The following is an 18,958-nucleotide window of genomic DNA, read 5'->3' as shown; positions in this document are numbered from 1 at the left end:
CTATTCGCGAACGTTCGCGGCCATTGGCGTGCTATTCGCGTTATTTTCGCGTAATAAACTCATCCGTATTCAACAGCGCCATCACCACATCAACGTAAGCAGCCGTTTGCTCTGCTCCTCCTTTCAGTTGCGCGTTTGCATTCCCGATAGAAAGGATCTTCTTCGCTTTTGCCGGTGTTTTTTTATACATCGCGATCTCTTCGTCGTACATTTTTTTGAGCAACGCCGTTTCCTTTGCGTCAGGTTTACGGCCGGTAACGAGGCGGAAGCCATAGATCAGTTGATCGCCTGGAGTTGAACCACCTTCTGTCATCATTCTTCCGGCAATGAATTTGGAAGCTTCAATAAATGTCGGGTCATTCATCATCGCCAAAGCCTGTAATGGAGAGTTTGAAACAGAACGCTTTACCGTGCAGAAGTTCCGGTCAGGCGCATCGAAGATCAGCATGAATGGAGGCGGACTGGATCTCTTTACGATCGTGTAAATACTTCTGCGGAAAAGATCTTCGCCTTCTGATTCCTTATACACATATCTCCAGGCTTTATCACTCAGGGCATCCCATAAACCGGATGGCTGATACGGATAAACACTCGGTCCTCCTATTTTGGAAGAAAGCAAACCACTTATCGATAATGCATTATCCCTGATCATTTCTGCAGGCATCTTGTACCGGGAACTTCTCGCCAGCAGCATATTCGCAGGATCTTTTTCCAGCATTTCTTTTGAGATCACCGATTGCTGGCGATACGTCGCACTCATCAGGATATACTTCTGCATCTTCTTTGTATCCCAGCCTTCGTCCCGATATTTGATAGAAAGATAATCGAGCAGTTCAGGGTGAGAAGGCATGTCTCCCTGGTTACCGAAATCATCAGAAGTCTTGACCAGACCACGACCGAAATACATTTCCCAGATATGATTCACCGCGATACGTGAAGTAAGCGGGTTGTCTTTCAGGAAAAACCATTTCGCCAAACCAAGCCTGTTCTTTGGAAGATCAGCAGGGAATTTCAAAATGGATGCGGGTGTGGAAGGCTGCACTTCATCACCATAACTATCATATACACCTCTTTGCAATAAGTAGCTTTTACGTGGCGTGGGAAGATCTCCCATTACCATCACTTCCTGCGTGGAATCGTATACGTCTGCCAATTCCTTTCTCGCCAATTGCAATTCATCCAGGGGTAATGCATCAACCGGTTTATTCTTTACACTGAATGATGCGGCGGGATTCGCATAGAGATAGGCTGCTTCCGCTGGATTGATCGCCTGATTGAACAGGTAGAACTGATCGATCTGACCACCTTTCATGGTTCGCTCCAGTACTCTTGCGCCAAATGAAAGACCGCTGAACCAGTAGATCTTATGTATGTTCGGATATGATTTGATATTCTTCTTCAGGTTATCATACTCGACATTCATGGCAACGGGTTTGCCATCCAGGTAGATCTGCACACCTTTTGCGCTGCTGCTTCCATCATAACTCACGGCCACATGATACCATTTATTGGAATCGAGCGCCTGCTTTGTTTCGATACTGATCGCATCATGCGGGAAGGCATGCATCAAACGGAAATTGATCTTGTTTTGCTTCAGGATCATATCATAACCCTGGAAACCATAACGCCTCGGGTCACTATGATGCAACACGGCAACATCATCGTATTTCTTTGGCACCTTTAGCCAAAGGCTGAAAGAAAAAGGATTATATCTCTCGAAATAACCAACCTTGTAGGGAGGGAAATTCACGATCGTTTCTTCATCGAGTTCCAGGCTTTCCCCTGATACACCTTTGGCTGATCTGCCATTTTTGTATTGAGCGGAAAGAGCCGGTTGAATAGCGTTACGCATTGCAGGAACAACTTTAGGTTCTTTATCTGCATAACGTAGCTGTTCAACCTTATCAAACGAAAGCGAAGCGATCACTTTCTGATCGAGCGCCTGCTGTACTGAAGGCGTAGATGTAACGGCTGTTTTTGCCTCCACTGACCGGATCAATTGTTTGATAGAGTCGATCTTAAAATCCGTTTTCTTATCAGTAAGCATCAAGGTTGGACCGGGCACAATGCTTTTGTCACCGCTGTAGTTTGAACTGCCTAATTCGTTTGTGCTGTTGAAGAAGGCATATAGCGAGTAATAATCTTTCTGGCTGATCGGGTCATATTTATGATCATGGCATTTTGCGCAGCTGACTGTCAATCCCATCAATGCCGTTCCCAGGGTATTCGTCCGGTCAACCACATACTCCACGCGGAACTCTTCGGGCAGAATGCCGGCTTCTGAGTTTTGTTTCTGATTCCGGTTAAAGCCTGTAGCGAGGATCTGCTCTTTCGTGGCGTTAGGCATCAGGTCACCTGCAAGCTGCCAGGTGATGAACTGGTCAAAGGGCATGTTCTGGTTATAGGCTTTGATCACCCAATCACGCCAGGGAGAAGCGTCGCGGTGTTTATCATCGAGGTAGCCATGACTATCAGCAAACCTTGCCACATCCAGCCAGTAAGCCGCCATGCGTTCACCGTATCTTGATGATTGCATAAAGCGATCCACCATCTTCTCATATGCGTCAGCGGAATTATCCTTCAGGAATGCGTCAATCTCGGCAATAGCGGGAGGAAGACCCGTAAGGTCAAAACTCACGCGGCGGATCAGGGTTTCTTTATCTGCTTCCGCAGAAGGTGCGATGCCCTCTTTTTCAAGCCGTGCCAGCACAAACCTGTCAATATCATTTTTGACCCAGGCTTTTTGCTTTACATCAGGCAATTCATTTTTCACCGGAGCAACAAACGCCCAGTGAGGTTTATATTTAGCACCCTGGTCGATCCATTTCAGCAGGGTTGCTTTTTCTTCTGTAGTAAGGCTAAGATGCGATGCAGGGGTCGGCATCATGTAGGTTTGGTCATCGCTCAGGATGCGATGAGCTACTTCGCTTTTGGAAATGTTTCCGGCATTGATGGCATAGAGCCCGCTTTCAGCTTCTTTATTATAAGCAGCTTTTGGATCATCCAGCCGAAGGTCACCTTTCTGCTTGGCGGCATCCGGACCATGGCAACTGAAACATTTATCAGAAAGGATTTTCTTGACATGAATATTATAGTCGAGGTCTTCAGGCAGGTTGTCCATGGCAGTCTGTACATCCGCCGGGATGGCCAGCGACGTGGATGTGGCAAGTTTTCCGATCGCGAAAACAACCGCAAACAAAATAGCACCCGCTAACAGGGCTTTGTTTAATCGCATTTTCATTTTCTATAATATTTTCGGAGCCAGCTGACCAGGAAGAATGGATCAGGCTGGTCGTTCCCCCGCCTTATCTCATGCATTTTTCAACTGGCTATCGCAATCGCATTTTGGAAGAATTGTGTTGGAAAAGTAAATCAGAGTCCCTTAATGCCTTGCACTACAAATATGGTCGTCTATCTCCGAAGTTAAGGGGGATAATCTTAAATATCTAGGGGGATTTCCTTAAAAGGCTCAGAGTCATACGATTTTGGTGTATATATTTATGTCGCAACCCCGGAACCATGATTTACCGGATCGTTGGAATGAATGAGATCGGTGTACTACAAGATGTAAGATATTTTTTTGATCTGAACAGCAGTCGCATTGATCCCTACGATCCAATAGATCCCCGTTCCGCCAGCGGCAACGAATTGCTACAACACACCGAACATGCGAAGGCTCCTACATATTACTACACTCCTCCTTTTCTCCGTGATCACGGCCTGTGCACAGCAGCCGTCATTTCACCATCTTACTGTTGAGAACGGGCTTTCACAAAATGCCGTACTCGCCATCTCGCAGGACAGCCAGGGATTTATGTGGGTGGGTACATCTAACGGGCTGGACCGCTTTGATGGCTACCGCTTTAAAGTTTATCAGTCGCGGCCAAACGACAGCACTACACTCAGCAGCAACAATCTCCTCTCGCTCCTTAACGACTCCAGAAAGAACCTGTGGATCGGAACGAATAACGGGTTGAATAAATACCTGCCCGGGCCAGACCGGATCAAACGGATCAATACGACGGACAAAAAGCAACTGATGTATCATTGTCTTTACGAAGACAAAAAGGGTAATGTTTGGGCGGGAACAAATAAAGGGCTTTATAAAATCAATACGGTAGCGGGCGACAAGCCAGAGATCTTCGATTTTGCCGGTACCGGCAAGCCCGACTCCTGGGGAATTCGTGCGATCCTGGAAGACCGCAGCGGAAATTTCTGGATAGGTACTACAACCGGTTTGTTCCGCCTCAGTAAATCGGGAAGTACAACAGAATTGACGTCATTTTATCATGACCCTAAAAACCCGAATTCCATCAGCAGTGATTTCATTACGGCCATTGAAGAAGACCGCCAGGGACGCATTTGGGCCGGCACGCACATGAATGGTCTTAACCAGTATGATTCGCGCAGCAATCTGTTCAAACGGATACAGCATCAATCCTCCGGCCAGTCCATCATTAATAACAACATCCGCAAGATACTCGTAGATAAGGAAGGCCGGCTTTGGGTGGGTACCCAGGAAGGCATCAGCCTGATCGACCAGGAAGGAAAACTATTGCAATCCTTTCAACAGGATGATAACAATCCTGAAAGCCTCAGCCAGAACAGTGTTCACTGCCTTTATGAAGATAACAGCGGGAATATGTGGGCAGGAACTTACTTCGGTGGCCTGAACTTTACTTATGCCGTAAACACACAATTCTCTGTGCTGAAGAAAAAGGACCAGCCCGATTTCCTGAATAATAATGTTATCAGCAGCATTGTTGAAGACGAAAAGAAAAATCTCTGGATCGGTACGGAAGGTGGCGGTTTGAATTATTATGACAGAGCAACCGGAAAGTTCCGGGTTTACAAACACTCCCCGACCGATCCGGGTTCCCTGGGTTCTAACCTGGTCAAGATCGTCTACCGCGACTGGCAGGGCCAGATCTGGGCGGGTACGCACGGCGGAGGACTGAACCTGTTTGACCCCGTAAAGAATGAGTTCCGCAGATTTCTTTTCAAGCAAAATGATGCGGTTCTACTAAATGAGGAAGTCCTCAGCGTCTTTGAAGACGGCAAAGGACGGTTTTGGGTTGGAACAACATTCGGCATCAAACTCTTCAATAAGATCCCCCAGGGACTTGAACCCGTAAACAATCCCTTCACTGCGAGGGCTCCTTTTAACAGCACGGCCAATGCATTTTTTGAAGATGATAAACATCGTTTATGGGTCTGCACTTCGGACGGCCTCTATTTACTCGAAGGAGATCAGTTCCGCAAGATCTCCGGTGACCTGGTCAATTGCATACAGCAGGATAAACAGTCACAGGTATGGTTCGGCATACAACAAGGCGGCCTTGGCCGGTACGATGAACAAACACAGAAACCTGAGTATGTCAATCATAACGGGAAGATCAGCAACCGGAACATACTTGGCATACTGGAAGACAACCAGCAGAACCTCTGGCTCAGCAGCGATAACGGTCTATTTAAATTCAATCCGCGTCAGGATCTGCTGCAACTCTTTACTGCCAGTGATGGATTGGCCGGCAATGCATTCAACTATAACTCTTACTTCCGCGATAGCAAAGGAGAATTCTTCTTTGGGGGGTTCAACGGGATCACCCACTTCTTTCCGGACAGGATCCAGTCGAACCAAAAAGCCGGTAAGATGGCGATCACCGGCCTGAAACTCTTTAACCACACCATCGAACCGGGAGACTCCACAGGACTGCTAAAAGAAAATGCATCTTCTACTTCATCCATCACATTGAAGTATGACCAGAATGTTCTTTCCATAGAATTCGCGCTGCTCAATTTTATCAAGAGCAATAAAAACGCTTACGCCTACAAGCTCGAAGGATATGATAAAGATTGGCTGTATACAAATATCCCGACAGCAACATACACGAACCTTCCGTCTGGAGATTTTCGTTTTGTAGTAAAAGGCGCCAATAATGACGGGGTCTGGAGCGAGGTGATCAGCACCAGGGTAAGCGTTCTACCGCCATTCTGGCTATCGTGGTGGGCTTATTGTATCTACGCGCTCGCTATCGGCGGGATCGTGTTTGTGGTATTACGTTATTTCTTCCTCGGAGCGTTATTAAAAAAAGAAGAGGAGCTACACCAGGTAAAACTGAATTTCTTTACCAATATCTCTCATGAGATCCGCACGCACCTTACACTGATCATGGCGCCGGTGGAGCGCATCCTTGAAACCGAGGACACCAGCAGCTTTTTCAGGCAGCAACTGAATTCAGTAAAACAAAATGCTAACCGTCTGCTCAGATTGGTCAATGAACTAATGGATTTCAGAAAAGCAGAAACCGGTAATCTCAAACTAACCATTCACGAATATGATCTGATCCCGCTACTGGAAGAAGTATATGACAGCTTCCGGGATATAACGATCAAAAAAGGCATTACCACTTCCTTCCTTTATGAAGGCAGTTCACTGCCTCTCTATTTTGACAGAGAGCAACTGGAAAAGGTTTTCTTTAACCTGATGACAAATGCCATCAAGTTTACGCCGGAAAATGGTCATATCTGGCTGCAGGTAAAGGAAAGAGAAAAAGATGTGACTATTTCGGTTACAGATGATGGTCGCGGTATTGCCCCCGAGTACCTCGATAAAGTATTCACCAATTTCTTCCAGGTTGACGACCATGGTCATCAGAACACCGGATATGGTGTCGGTCTTGCGCTTTCCAAAACGATCGTAACGCTGCACAAAGGAGAGATCTCGGCAGAAAGCGGGACAGATGCAGCAACTGGTGACACCCGGACAAGCTTCAGCGTCACTTTGCAAAAAAGCAATAAGCATTTCACGCAGGAGTCTCTCAAAGGAGCAAGACAACTGCAGCATGATCAGCACGCAAAGCAAACCGGCCTTGCGATCAAACTACCTGAGTCAGGAACGGAAGTTTCTGCACGCCCCTCGATACTCATAGTGGAAGACAACCCCGAACTGAGGGCCCTGGTAAAGGAAACTTTCGGCAATCATTATCGCGTACTGGAAGCCCCTAATGGAGAGGATGCACTTGATCTTGCAACGACGCAACTACCTGACCTGGTTATCAGTGATGTAATGATGCCGAAAATGGATGGGATCGAATTCTGCTACCGGTTAAAAACAGATGAGCGAACGAGCCATATTCCTGTGATCCTTCTGACTGCAAAAACTACACAGAATGACCAGGTAACAGGTTTGGAAACAGGAGCAGATATGTATCTCACCAAACCATTCAGTACAAAAATACTTGAACTGAATGTCAGAAACCTTTTGGCCGCAAGAGAGAAATTGAAACAACTATTCCTTCAACAGGTAAGCACTTATACAGTAACTGCCAACGAACATCCTGCTAAAATAACCGCATTGAACTCAGTAGAACAGGAATTCCTGCAGAAGGTGATCCAGATCGTTGAAGAGAACATGGACAATCCCGATTTCGGCGTGGATATGCTTTCAAGAAAAGTAGCAATGAGTGCACCAGTGTTATACAAGAAGATCAAAGCTGTAAGCAAAATGTCGGTGAACGATTTTGTAAAATCATTACGCTTAAAAAAAGCAGCTCAGCTATTACAGGAAAAAAGATTAACCGTATATGAAGTGGCCTACGCCGTCGGTTACAGCGACAGAAAATATTTTAGCCAGGAATTCAAAAAACAATTCGGCAAAACGCCGAGTGAATATGCGCAGGGGAATGAAGGGACTGGTTCAGTTTAAAAAGTTTAAAAGTTTAACAGTTTAATGTTTAAAAGCTGTTCGTTCATGAGCAAGCCCCCAAAGCCTCTAAACTATTACAACTTTAAACTATTAAACCCTTAAACTATTAAACTTTTAAACTACCCATCCCCCCGCACTCCGTTGAACTTAAAACATATGAATAAGGTTATTTCGAATTACGACAAGACGCCACACATTTCTTTTGATTCCAACACGCTGTCCGTTGCACAGGGTTGGGAAAATGTAACAGCACTGATCAGGAAAAAGATTTCAGCAACGCCGGGCAAAAAGATCGTTGTGCTGGATTGCTACCAGGGAGTGAATGATGAAGAGATCATCTCTCACTTAAAACAGCATCTTGCCGGAGATCTTTACTTCACGGCCGACTATATGAAACCGGAAGAAGTCATCCGGGAAATGGTATTCCCTGATGTTACCAATGACGAAGTATTCGGTTATATGACGCGGCTGAACATGATCGATTTCTTTGATTCAAAAAAACTGCAACATGCACGTATGCTACTGAAGGAAAGCGAACATGAAACGGTTTACATATACGGACCCGGTGCTGCATTATTCGCAGATGCACCGGACCTCCTGCTCTATCTCGATATGCCCAGATGGGAAATCCAATTGCGGTTCCGAAAAAATCAGGTATCCAATCTCGGCGTAAATAATAGAACAGAAAAAGCATCGCTGCAATATAAGCAGGCGTTCTTTGTAGACTGGAGAGTATGCGACCGGCATAAAAGAACACTGATGAGTAAATGGGATTATGTCATTGACACAACCATCCCGGACCAACCAAAAATAGTAGATGGAACATCATTGAACGCAGCCATGCAGTCGGCAGTGAACAGACCTTTCCGCGTAGTACCATTCTTTGACCCCGGCCCATGGGGTGGCCAATGGATCAAAGAATATTGCGATCTCGACAGAAATGAAAAGAACTATGCCTGGGCATTCGATTGCGTTCCGGAAGAGAATAGCTTACTGTTCCGCTTCCGCGAGATCATCTTTGAGATCCCCAGCATCAACCTGGTATTTGCTCACCCGGTGAAACTACTGGGAGAAGCCGTACAGGCGAGGTTCGGAGATGAGTTTCCTATCCGGTTTGACTTTCTCGACACCATGCAGGGCGGAAACCTCAGCCTTCAGGTACATCCCTCCACAGAATACATCCGTGAACATTTCGGCATGAACTATACACAGGATGAGAGCTATTACATGCTTGATACCGGAGATGACGCAGTGGTGTATCTTGGCTTCAAAGACAATGTAGACCCTGATAAAATGCTGGATGATCTGCGAAAAGCACAAACAGAAGGGTACCATTTCGAAGCGACCGACTACACACAGGAATGGAAAGTAAAAAAACATGATCACGTGCTGATCCCGGCAGGCACCATTCACTGTTCCGGCAAGAACGCAATGGTGCTGGAGATCAGTGCCACTCCTTACATTTTCACATTCAAGCTATGGGATTGGGGACGTATGGGACTTGATGGAAAACCACGCCCGATCAATATCGAACGCGGAGCTAAAGTGCTCGACTGGACAAGAACGCCCGAATTCACCAAACGTGAACTCATCAATACAATTAAAACAGTGGCCGAAGGTGATGGATGGAAAGAAGAATATACGGGCCTGCACAAACGTGAATTCATCGAAACAAGAAGGCATTGGTTCAGCAAAACCGTTACACATCACACCAACGGAAGCGTGAACGTTTTGAATCTTGTTGAAGGTCGCGAAGCAATCGTGGAAAGTCCTGATAATTCTTTCGAACCTTTTATAGTGCATTACGCTGAAACATTTATCATTCCGGAAAATGTAAAAACATACACGATCAGGCCGCATGGCGAAAGTGAAGGTAGAGAATGCGGAACGATAAAGGCATTTGTAAGAACGAATGCGTAAGCTGTTTAAGATTGCTTTGTGCATAAGGAACGCGGTGGACGCAACGATACGCGGCAAGCGCGGCGAAATACAATATATTCCAAGGCTGTTATCGCCGCGTCCGCTGCGTATCGTTGCGTCCGCCGCGTTCCTCCTGCATAAGATTATTTAAAAAACTGTCAAAAACACACACCATTGCAAACATCTAACGATTCAATCACTTCCCGCCGCACGCAGTTCATTTGCTTTACCGTGGCTCTTGGCGGATTACTATTCGGCTTTGACACCGCGGTTATTTCTGGCGCTTTGCAACCATTGAAAACGCAATTTTCTTTCGATGCCACCATGGAAGGCTGGCTGGTAAGCAGCGGCCTGGTCGGCTGTATCCTTGGCGTGCTGATCACGGGAATGCTGAGCGACCGCATCGGCAGAAAGAAAACCATTCTTATTGCAGGATGGACATTTCTTTTATCTGCCATCGGCTGTGCAGTTGCACCATCAGCAACCATACTGATCATCAGCAGGATGCTCGGGGGCATTGGTGTTGGAATGGCATCCATGATCTCTCCCATGTACATCGCTGAGTTTGCGCCAGCTGCAAGCCGTGGCAGAATGGTCGCTTATTACCAGCTAGCGATCACTATTGGTATACTGCTTGCCTATCTATCCAATGCCTTGCTTGCACATTTCAATATGGGCTTCACTCCGGAAGAGATCTGGAGACCCATGTTCTTCGTAATGGCGATCCCAAGCGTTGCCTTTTTATTTCTGCTTGTAAAGATCCCGGAAAGCCCGCGCTGGCTTGTCAGTAAAGGCAGAATAAAAGAAGCTTCAGACATTATGCACACTGTGCGCACACCGGAGCTTGCCGATAAAGAGATCCGCGATATAGAAAAAGCATCCACTGCAAACCCGCAGAACGCATCTGCACCACAAAGCATTTCATTATCCTCGCCGCAAATGCGGATTCCATTACTGATCGGGATCCTGCTGGCCGTGTTCCAACAATTCTCTGGTATCAATGCGATCATCTATTACGGACCAAGTATTTTTGAAGCCGCGGGAATGGACAGCAGCAATGCTTTATTATCACAGGTGATCATCGGATCGGTAAACCTGTTCTCAACGATCATCGCGATCAAATGGGTTGATCAGATCGGGCGGAAAAAACTGTTATCGATCGGACTTACCGGCATCGTGATCTCACTGATCCTTTGCGGCGTATTATTCTATACCAACAGCACGCAGGGCCCGTGGTTACTGATCCTGATGCTGGTATTCATCTGTTGTTTCGCGTTCTCACTCGGTCCGATCACCTGGATCATCATCAACGAAATTTTCCCTGGAGCTGTCCGTGTAAAAGCGGTGGCACTTTGCACGCTGATGCTTTGGATAGCTGTCTGGATGGTCGGCCAGTTCGTTCCCTGGCTTCTCGAAAAAGCCGGCCCCGCGATGATGTTCTGGATCTTCGCCATCTTCAGTCTCTGCAATTTTTTCTTCAGCTGGAAAGTAGTGAAAGAAACAAGCGGGAAGACACTGGAGGAGATGGAGGAGGTGTTTGTGGCACCGCATTGAAGAATTAAAAATTCAAAATTAAAAAGTAAAAATATCCGGTTGCGGTCAGCATTGTTCTCTTAGAAGAAAAGTTTATAAGAGAAATTACTTTTTACTTTTTACTTTTTACTTTTTACTTTTTACTTTTTACTTTTTACTTTTTACTTTTTACTTTTTACTTTTTACTTTTTACTTTTTACTTTTTACTTTTTACTTTTTACTTTTTACTTTTTACTTAAAAAAAACATCTCATGTCAACACGCAGAAAATTCCTGGCACAATCGCTCACTGCTTCTGCTGGGATATTTGCCACTAATGAATTGCTGGCTTCGGTAAGAGCTGATTCTTCCAAACCGGCCAAACCTATTGTTGTTTCTACCTGGGATTTTGGTAAAGCCGCCAATGCAGCGGCATGGACGGTGCTGGAGAAAAACGGACGCGCACTGGATGCGGTGGAAACAGGCGTGCAGGTACCTGAAGGAGATCCGCTGGTCCGTAGTGTGGGCTATGGCGGCATCCCTGATCGCGATGGACGCGTTACACTTGATGCATGCATCATGGATGATCAGTATAATTGCGGATCAGTCATGTGCCTGGAGTATATCAAACATCCGATCAAGGTAGCCAGGCTTGTGATGGATAAAACGCCTCATATTATACTTGCGGGTGAAGGCGCGCTTCGTTTCGCACTTGCCAATGGGTTTCAAAAAGAAAACCTGCTAACACCTGAAAGCGAAAAATACTGGCGCGACTGGATGAAGACATCCAATTATTCGCCTGTAAAAAATATCGAAAACCAGCTTTACGATAAAACAAACGACCCCATGCCCGGCGGAAAAGACAATCATGACACGATCGGCATGCTGGCGCTTGATGCATCAGGAAAGCTTAGTGGCGCGTGCACTACCAGCGGGCTTGCCTACAAAATGCAGGGACGTGTTGGCGACTCTCCGATCATCGGCGCAGGTTTGTATGTAGACAATGAAGTGGGTGCTGCCACAGCCACCGGCGTTGGAGAAGAAGTCATCCGCATCGTCGGTGCGCATCTTATCGTTGAACTGATGCGCCAGGGAAGATCACCCCAGGCAGCCTGCAAAGAAGCCGTTGAACGTATCATCAAACGCAATCCAGCAAAAGCCAAAGACATCCAGGTAGGTTTTCTTGCCCTGAATAAAAATGGCGAATACGGTGCATATGCCTTGCAGCAAGGCTTTACCTTCGCAGTAAAATCAGCCAGCGAAGAAAAGCTGATCAGTGCAACCAGTGTGTATAAGTGATGTTGGAGAGGTTAGGGAAGTTTCATAGGCTCTTCTGATACAGAACAGGTAGTTTAAATACAAACACAAGTTCTTTCCAGACAATATATGGCCCCCTATTTAACACTGAAAATTATTAACCCTATGAAACCTCCCAAACCTTAAACCTCTTTAAACTCTTAAACTTTTAAACTCTTAAACTCTTAAACCCCTCCCCATGCCCAAAGCAATTCTCGAAGTCTGTGCCTTTAACATCCAATCCTGCATCATAGCAGAAAAAGCAGGTGCTTATCGTGTGGAACTCTGTGACAACCCGGTAGAGGGTGGTACAACACCGGGTTATGGAACGATCAAACGGACACGCGAGCGTATCTCCATCAAACTCTATCCCATTCTGCGGCCAAGATGTGGTAACTATTATTATGATGAAGACGAAATAGAGATCATTAAACAGGATATCCGTGTTTGCCGTGAACTGGGTTGTGACGGCATTTCGATCGGCGCACAAAAGATCAACGGAGAAATTGATATCGACCTGCTGAAAGAGTTTGTAGAGCTCGCCGGACCAATGGGCGTAACCTGCAACCGGGCGTTCGATGCTACCCCTGATCCCTTCAAAGCACTGGAAGATATCATTGAAGCAGGTTGTGAACGCATCCTGACTTCTGGTCAGCAAACCGGCGCGCCGGAAGCTGGCGAACTCTTGGGTAAACTTGTAAAACAAGCCGGGGACCGGATCGTCATCATGCCCGGAGCAGGCATACGCTCGTCCAACATAAAAAAACTGATGGATGAATCCGGTGCAAAAGAATATCATGGTTCAGTGCGTAAGGCAACTGAAAACCCGATGACATTCGCCAATCCACTGGTAACTGATTTTGGAAATGTATATCTCCCGGATGAAGAAGAACTGATGGGTATACTTGCGCAGATGGCGTAATCATCTTCACCAAATCGAGACTGGCTCTATGCTATGTAACAGTGTGTAAAAACGAAATGCGTAGGAGTATCGCAGAGAGCGCAAAGCAGCCGCAAAGGGCGCAAAGAAATCTTAGCGCTCTCTGCGGCTTCTTTGCGCTCTCTGCAGCTTCTTTGCGTCCTCTGCGGCTTCTTTGCGTCCTCTGCGGCTTCTTTGCGTCCTCTGCGATACTTATCCATCTCGCGACATAGCCCAAAAGGGTGATCAACGCGCAAACTATACTTCAATCAGTCCAATCCATCTCCCACAAACCGGTAGTTTCACTTCAGCCACTTGGCTGCAAATCCGCCTTATCGTACCTTTAAATATCACCGGTTCCAGTGAGCTCCAGCTCTGCTTTCTTTTACGATATTTCGATTGACTATCAACAAGGTTAAGACTTTTTAGCAGCAACGTACCTGCGTACACATTCACGTATGTATATCATCATTCATTTACCATAAACCTTTTGATCATGAAAATCGTTAACCACCTGTTGTTCGACAATAACAATAAACAGGTCGACTTCAAACCAACACCCAACAAAGGCGGCACGTATACACCGCAATATCTTGTGATGCACTACACGGCATCCACTTCAGAAAAGGGTTCGATCAATTGGTTTTTGAATAAAGAAGCACAGGCTTCCGCACATTTGCTGATCGATACAGACGGAACCATCACGCAATTTGCTCCATTCAACATCATCACATGGCATGCAGGCATCAGTGAATGGAATGGACTCGTCGGGCTGAACAAATTCTCCATCGGCATTGAACTCGTCAACGCGGGACGCCTCGCAAAGTCCGGCAGCACCTGGATCAGTCAGCTCGACAAAAAAACGATCCCTGACAATGATGTGATCATCGCAACGCACCGTAACGAAACTGCGAGCACCGGATGGCAGGTCTATTCCGACATACAATTACAGGTTGCCGCGGAGATAGCTGCTGCACTTGTAAAAACATATTCGTTAAAAGATGTGGTTGGTCATGATGAGATCGCTCCGCACCGCAAGAGCGATCCCGGACCAGCATTCCCCATGGCAAGTTTCCGCTCCCGCGCTATGGGAAGAAAAGCCGCTACTGCCAGTCCGTTCTTAACCACCACTACCGTTAATATCCGCTCCGGAGCAGGAACGCAATTCGTTACCGTATCCGACCCCCTTCCCAAAAACACCACCGTTGAAATATTGAAACGCGAAGGAAACTGGAGTCTTGTGGATGTTACCGACCATATTCACGGACTGAATGATATCGAAGGTTGGGTTTTCAGCAAGTACCTCGCAGCCAAATAACACTACTGCTATTAAAATCCGTTAACCAACTAATACCTTATTCTGATGAAACGATTGATCACCTGCAGTGATGGCACCTGGAACAAACCGGAAAATAAAGACCGCGGGCTGCCTGTTGAAACAAACGTGGAAAAAATGTTCCGGGCGATCTGCAGCACAGACAATTCAGATGCATATAAGCCGGTACGCCAGCTTAAAATATATGATCAGGGTGTGGGAACGGGCTATACCTGGAAAGACAAGCTGATCGGTGGCGCAACCGGCGCGGGCATCGATAAGAATATAAAGGATATGTACACCTTCCTGATGCTGAATTATGATCCCGGTGATCAGATCTACCTGTTTGGGTTCAGCAGAGGCGCTTATACCGCACGCAGTATCGGCGGACTGATCCGTAACTGCGGCATCTTAAGACCGGAGAACATCATGCTTGTCGACAAAGCCTATAATCTCTACCGTGACAGAAACAAATATTCCTCACCCGATTCAGATCTGATGACTTCTTTCCGGCATAAATATGCTCACGAAGATCAGACTCCCGTCCATTTTATTGGGGTTTGGGACACAGTCGGAAGTCTTGGAATCCCATTGCCCTGGTACAAGTTGCGCAACCGGAACCGTTACAAGTTTCATGACCTTACATTGGGTAGCACGGTGCAACATGCTTATCATGCGCTGGCAATAGACGAGAAACGCCGCCTGTTTACACCCACGCTGTGGCAGCAAAGCAGTGCGGTGGCCAATAATCCCTACCATCCTCAAAAAATGGAACAACGCTGGTTTTCCGGCGTCCACTCCAATGTAGGCGGAGGATATGCCGATAGCGGGCTTAGTGATATTCCGCTCCACTGGCTGGTCAATAAAGCAAATGGCGCAGGACTATGTTTTGAGGAAGACAGACTCAACGAGATAAAACCAAATTACCTGGCCGAACTGCGCAATTCATATACACCTCTTTACTGGTTCTGGTTCCCTACCCACCGTCAACTGCTGAACCCTGAATATCCGAATCAAACCATTGACGAGTCGGCCTATCAAAGAATGAAAGAGAATCTGAAATACCGGCCAAAGAACCTACCAAAGAACGAGACTTCGTAAATTCATTTAATGAAACAACGAAGTGCGGGCCTCCTGGCCTACCGGCTTACCAGTGACTTGATTGAAGTGTTGCTTGTGCATCCGGGCGGACCATTCTGGAAGAACAAAGATGAAGGAGCCTGGAGCATTCCGAAGGGAGAGTACGATGCACAGGAAGAACCGCTGGCAGCGGCAAAAAGAGAATTCCTGGAAGAGACAGGATATGCCATCTCCGAAGAAGATTTCCGCCCGTTAACCTCCATCAAACAGAAATCAGGGAAATGGGTGGATGCTTTCGCCATTGAATATGACATGGATGCCCGCAAGATCAACAGCAATGTATTTGAGATCGAATGGCCTCCGCGGTCGGGGCGTATGCAATCATTTCCCGAAGTGGATCGTGCTGAATGGTTTGATCTCCATACTGCGCATAAAAAGATAAATCCGGCCCAGGCTGCTTTCCTGGATGAGCTTGCTCAGCTATTAAAATAATGCGGGGACTATCTGCTGCGCTGTAGCCGCTCAGTCAGCAATGCGTGCAGCGCTTTAAATTTGATATTAAGCGTATTGGTGGATATGCAATAGGGCGTACCTGCCGAACGAAGGTTCGCCTGCATCACTTTCTTCTTTGCAGGATTGGATTCCGCATCGATATACTTCTGCGGATCCTTTAGCAGAACTGTTACAAACTGTTGTTTGAATATCTTAAATGTGCTGATCTCTTTTATATCATGCCATGGGATAAAACCGGATTGAATGCCGCTGGACTGATCAGCAATACCCCTGTCATCAATGATCAACCCGGGAGTTTTGGTAAACAGTTTCTTTGCTATAAAATACCCGCAAAGGCCAAAAAACAAGATGGACAACACACCAACGATCATGATCATCGAACCGCTCCGGACCACGGTTTTACCGGCAAAGGTGGATGGTTGGAGTACAAACAGAAAGCCTGCGAGGACAAAAGCAAGGCAACCCATTAATGAAATGATCATTTTACGCTTGCTGATGGAAATTTCTACTCTGTTCATGTTTGTGGATTGGTGCGCAATTTAATACAGTTATGCTATAAAATCTCACTCACAGGCAGGTAGTCTGACCGACTGTAGTATGAATTACCCCGATACCGATGCGCAGATCAGTTCATTTAATACTACAGACAATGCTCATATCAGCCAGATAATTATCTTTGCGCGATGGATTTCACTCCCCGCAATACGGTATCCCGCTTATGCAACAGGGGCATGAATGAAGAGGCCCTGGGCAATATCGAAACGGCTTTTCAGTTGTACATGGAAGCCTGGGAGATCGCCATCTCCGATACGGACAAATTCACAGCTGCGCGCTCACTCGGCCGTCACCAGGACGAACCACATGAATGTCTTTACTGGAATGAACAGGCGTTGCAATTCGCCCTGCGGATCGATGAAGAGATCGCACAGGAATATCTGTCTCCCCTGTATCTCGCCATCGGAAAATCCTATGAAACACTACACAACTATTCAAAAGCAAAACGCAATTACCAACTTGCTGCCGGCTTTATCCCCTATCTGCCCAATGACAAATATGGCCGCGCCATCCGTACTGCTGTGGAGGAAGCGCTGATAAGGATGGAGATGAGGGGGTGACAGAGACTGAAGACCACGGTCCGCACACTGAGGTCCATTTTTCCCTATCTTCGCCAGCTTTAAGACCGCCATGAATCAACAAGACGAAAACCTCTTCATCCAACCATCTACCCTGCCTGGTGCCGGGATGGGTCTTTTCACAAGAGTGGATATCCCCAGAGGAACATTGATCATTGAATACCTCGGAACAGTTACTTCCTGGAAAGAGATCATGCATGACATCGACAATCCTTATATCTGCTACGTCAACAAAAATCATGTGATCAACGGTGCGCCGCATCCTGAATACCTTGCACGTTATGCAAATGATGCAGCAGGACCGGTTCGTATTGAAGGTCTCCGTAACAATAGCTTTTTCGAGATTGATGGAACCCGCGTGTTCATCAAAGCAACAAAACGCATCCCTGCAGGCACTGAAGTTTTTGTGAACTATGGCAAAGATTACTGGGAAACTTCAAAGATAAATAGTGAGCCTGAAGAAGGATAATAATACAAATGGTGTGGTGTAGTTGTACGCATGCATACAGCTACACCACACCATTTGTATTTACGATACATTTATCTGCGACGACGCACTTTCGTTTTTGTAACTTTTACTTTTCTGCCGTTCTTTCCTTCGATCGTAGTAGTCGTGCGTGTGGCACGATAGCGCCCCACCGATGCGGAATAACGCGTATGAACAATGGCTGAGGTAGAACGTATAGGTCTGTAAACCTGCCTGGCTCTCATAACCCTGCGCTGCCTGACCACCACATAATGCGGTGCATGCGCTACTCTCCGCGGGCGCCATACTACCCAACTGACCGGCCTCCAGGGCCTCCACCATACCGGGCGACGTGTCCAATGCCAGGGCGAAAGCCAACCAATATAAGATGGAGCATATACAAATCTAACCACCGGCCATGTCCAGACATTCACCACTACCGCATTCGTTGGATCCAGTAGTGCAGCCGGACCATGTTCAAATCCCGAATCAGTCGCATGCATCATCATCGCCGTTCCCTCACTATCGCCATCCGGCTCTATGATCACTTCCTCACCATAGATATCCTCGTCACCAATGATCTGCAAATGTGCAGATTCATTCCCTGTTTTCTCCAGCTCTATCACAGCAATATCCTGGTTCTCATTTTCAGCAACAGGCACCTGTAAAATAAATGCATGTACCCCGTTATCAAATTTGTCGATCACCTTTACGTAATCTGTTTGTCCATCATTATTGAGATCCAGATTATTAACATTGCTCGATTCTGTATTCAATAATTTCTCGAAATCTTCTACGCTGGAAGATCGTTTGAACAATGCGAGTGCTCCCTGTAAACTGAAATCATCACCCGGCAAACCTGTAGAATCAGCCAAAGAAGATGCCTGGGAGAATCCGGCTATCGCAGAAAGCAAGAACCCGGAAGAAAGAAACAACCTGAATACCTTCATAAAATTGAATTTTATAGCCATCAGACCGGTTTCATGAGCTGGAGTTTAACAGAATGATCATTTTTCTTTAAGAAAGGCAGACGGACCAGGGCGATACTTTCCAGCCAGCTAAATAAAAGAATCTTGCGAACATTGACATCAGGCAGC

Annotated in this window: 13 protein-coding genes; 10 read left to right on the top strand and 3 right to left on the bottom strand. The window is 46.5% G+C overall.

Features of this window, described 5'->3' with window-relative positions; genetic code table 11:
• Positions 1-40: 40 nt before the first annotated feature.
• A complete protein-coding gene (locus LZZ85_RS21790) occupies positions 41-3,241 on the bottom strand; it encodes a DUF1553 domain-containing protein (protein ID WP_237875482.1) in 3,201 nt (1,066 codons plus the stop codon).
• 426 nt (positions 3,242-3,667) lie between these two features.
• Here LZZ85_RS21790 and LZZ85_RS21785 point away from each other — a divergent pair, with 426 nt between their 5' ends.
• The 8 genes from LZZ85_RS21785 (at position 3,668) to LZZ85_RS21750 (ending at position 16,241) form a co-directional block, all read left to right on the top strand.
• The gene (locus tag LZZ85_RS21785) at positions 3,668-7,708 is read left to right on the top strand and encodes a hybrid sensor histidine kinase/response regulator transcription factor (protein WP_237875481.1); all 4,041 of its coding nucleotides are present in this window, start codon (positions 3,668-3,670) and stop codon (positions 7,706-7,708) included.
• A 156-nt stretch (positions 7,709-7,864) separates the two neighbouring features.
• Positions 7,865-9,628 carry a class I mannose-6-phosphate isomerase gene (locus tag LZZ85_RS21780; RefSeq protein ID WP_237875480.1) on the top strand — a complete coding sequence of 588 codons (1,764 nt, stop codon included), beginning with the start codon at positions 7,865-7,867 and terminating at the stop codon, positions 9,626-9,628.
• 174 nt (positions 9,629-9,802) lie between these two features.
• Positions 9,803-11,182 carry a sugar porter family MFS transporter gene (locus tag LZZ85_RS21775; RefSeq protein WP_237875479.1) on the top strand — a complete coding sequence of 460 codons (1,380 nt, stop codon included), beginning with the start codon at positions 9,803-9,805 and terminating at the stop codon, positions 11,180-11,182.
• 230 nt (positions 11,183-11,412) lie between these two features.
• The gene (locus tag LZZ85_RS21770; RefSeq protein ID WP_237875478.1) at positions 11,413-12,438 is read left to right on the top strand and encodes a glycosylasparaginase; all 1,026 of its coding nucleotides are present in this window, start codon (positions 11,413-11,415) and stop codon (positions 12,436-12,438) included.
• A gap of 196 nt (positions 12,439-12,634) precedes the next feature.
• Positions 12,635-13,357: a copper homeostasis protein CutC gene (locus LZZ85_RS21765; RefSeq protein WP_237875477.1), complete on the top strand. Its 723-nt coding sequence runs from the start codon at positions 12,635-12,637 to the stop codon at positions 13,355-13,357.
• Positions 13,358-13,850: 493 nt separating this feature from the next.
• On the top strand, positions 13,851-14,672 hold the full coding sequence (locus tag LZZ85_RS21760) for an N-acetylmuramoyl-L-alanine amidase (protein ID WP_237875476.1): 822 nt from the start codon (positions 13,851-13,853) through the stop codon (positions 14,670-14,672).
• 45 nt (positions 14,673-14,717) lie between these two features.
• Positions 14,718-15,770 carry a T6SS phospholipase effector Tle1-like catalytic domain-containing protein gene (locus LZZ85_RS21755; RefSeq protein ID WP_237875475.1) on the top strand — a complete coding sequence of 351 codons (1,053 nt, stop codon included), beginning with the start codon at positions 14,718-14,720 and terminating at the stop codon, positions 15,768-15,770.
• Positions 15,771-15,779: 9 nt separating this feature from the next.
• Positions 15,780-16,241: an NUDIX hydrolase gene (locus tag LZZ85_RS21750; protein ID WP_237875474.1), complete on the top strand. Its 462-nt coding sequence runs from the start codon at positions 15,780-15,782 to the stop codon at positions 16,239-16,241.
• An 8-nt stretch (positions 16,242-16,249) separates the two neighbouring features.
• Here LZZ85_RS21750 and LZZ85_RS21745 read toward each other — a convergent pair whose 3' ends face one another.
• Positions 16,250-16,780 carry an STM3941 family protein gene (locus tag LZZ85_RS21745; RefSeq protein ID WP_237875473.1) on the bottom strand — a complete coding sequence of 177 codons (531 nt, stop codon included), beginning with the start codon at positions 16,778-16,780 and terminating at the stop codon, positions 16,250-16,252.
• A 165-nt stretch (positions 16,781-16,945) separates the two neighbouring features.
• Between LZZ85_RS21745 and LZZ85_RS21740 the strand changes: the two genes are divergently transcribed.
• Both LZZ85_RS21740 and LZZ85_RS21735 read left to right on the top strand, forming a co-directional pair.
• Positions 16,946-17,377 (top strand): rRNA adenine methyltransferase, encoded by a 432-nt coding sequence (locus tag LZZ85_RS21740; protein ID WP_237875472.1) that lies wholly within the window; start codon positions 16,946-16,948, stop codon positions 17,375-17,377.
• Between the two features lie 70 nt (positions 17,378-17,447).
• Positions 17,448-17,864, top strand: a complete 417-nt coding sequence (locus LZZ85_RS21735) for an SET domain-containing protein (RefSeq protein ID WP_237875471.1) — start codon at positions 17,448-17,450, stop codon at positions 17,862-17,864.
• A gap of 71 nt (positions 17,865-17,935) precedes the next feature.
• Here the strand turns inward: LZZ85_RS21735 and LZZ85_RS21730 are convergent, their stop codons facing one another.
• Complete coding sequence (locus LZZ85_RS21730; RefSeq protein WP_237875470.1) at positions 17,936-18,811, bottom strand: hypothetical protein; 876 nt, start codon at positions 18,809-18,811, stop codon at positions 17,936-17,938.
• Positions 18,812-18,958 lie beyond the last annotated feature (147 nt).

Origin of the sequence: Terrimonas ginsenosidimutans (assembly GCF_022012415.1) — a bacterium.
In the GTDB taxonomy this organism is placed as follows: domain Bacteria; phylum Bacteroidota; class Bacteroidia; order Chitinophagales; family Chitinophagaceae; genus Terrimonas_A; species Terrimonas_A ginsenosidimutans.
This window is presented reverse-complemented; position numbering and strand designations above follow the sequence as displayed.

Excerpts from the sequence above, each read along its gene's own strand:
- LZZ85_RS21760 (WP_237875476.1), top strand. The coding sequence starts at position 13,851 with ATGAAAATCGTTAACCACCTGTTGTTCGACAATAACAATAAACAGGTC.
- LZZ85_RS21785 (WP_237875481.1), top strand. The coding sequence starts at position 3,668 with ATGCGAAGGCTCCTACATATTACTACACTCCTCCTTTTCTCCGTGATC.
- LZZ85_RS21765 (WP_237875477.1), top strand. The coding sequence starts at position 12,635 with ATGCCCAAAGCAATTCTCGAAGTCTGTGCCTTTAACATCCAATCCTGC.
- LZZ85_RS21740 (WP_237875472.1), top strand. The coding sequence starts at position 16,946 with ATGGATTTCACTCCCCGCAATACGGTATCCCGCTTATGCAACAGGGGC.
- LZZ85_RS21770 (WP_237875478.1), top strand. The coding sequence starts at position 11,413 with ATGTCAACACGCAGAAAATTCCTGGCACAATCGCTCACTGCTTCTGCT.
- LZZ85_RS21790 (WP_237875482.1), bottom strand. The coding sequence starts at position 3,241 with ATGAAAATGCGATTAAACAAAGCCCTGTTAGCGGGTGCTATTTTGTTT.
- LZZ85_RS21750 (WP_237875474.1), top strand. The coding sequence starts at position 15,780 with ATGAAACAACGAAGTGCGGGCCTCCTGGCCTACCGGCTTACCAGTGAC.
- LZZ85_RS21780 (WP_237875480.1), top strand. The coding sequence starts at position 7,865 with ATGAATAAGGTTATTTCGAATTACGACAAGACGCCACACATTTCTTTT.
- LZZ85_RS21730 (WP_237875470.1), bottom strand. The coding sequence starts at position 18,811 with ATGAAGGTATTCAGGTTGTTTCTTTCTTCCGGGTTCTTGCTTTCTGCG.
- LZZ85_RS21735 (WP_237875471.1), top strand. The coding sequence starts at position 17,448 with ATGAATCAACAAGACGAAAACCTCTTCATCCAACCATCTACCCTGCCT.
- LZZ85_RS21745 (WP_237875473.1), bottom strand. The coding sequence starts at position 16,780 with ATGAACAGAGTAGAAATTTCCATCAGCAAGCGTAAAATGATCATTTCA.
- LZZ85_RS21755 (WP_237875475.1), top strand. The coding sequence starts at position 14,718 with ATGAAACGATTGATCACCTGCAGTGATGGCACCTGGAACAAACCGGAA.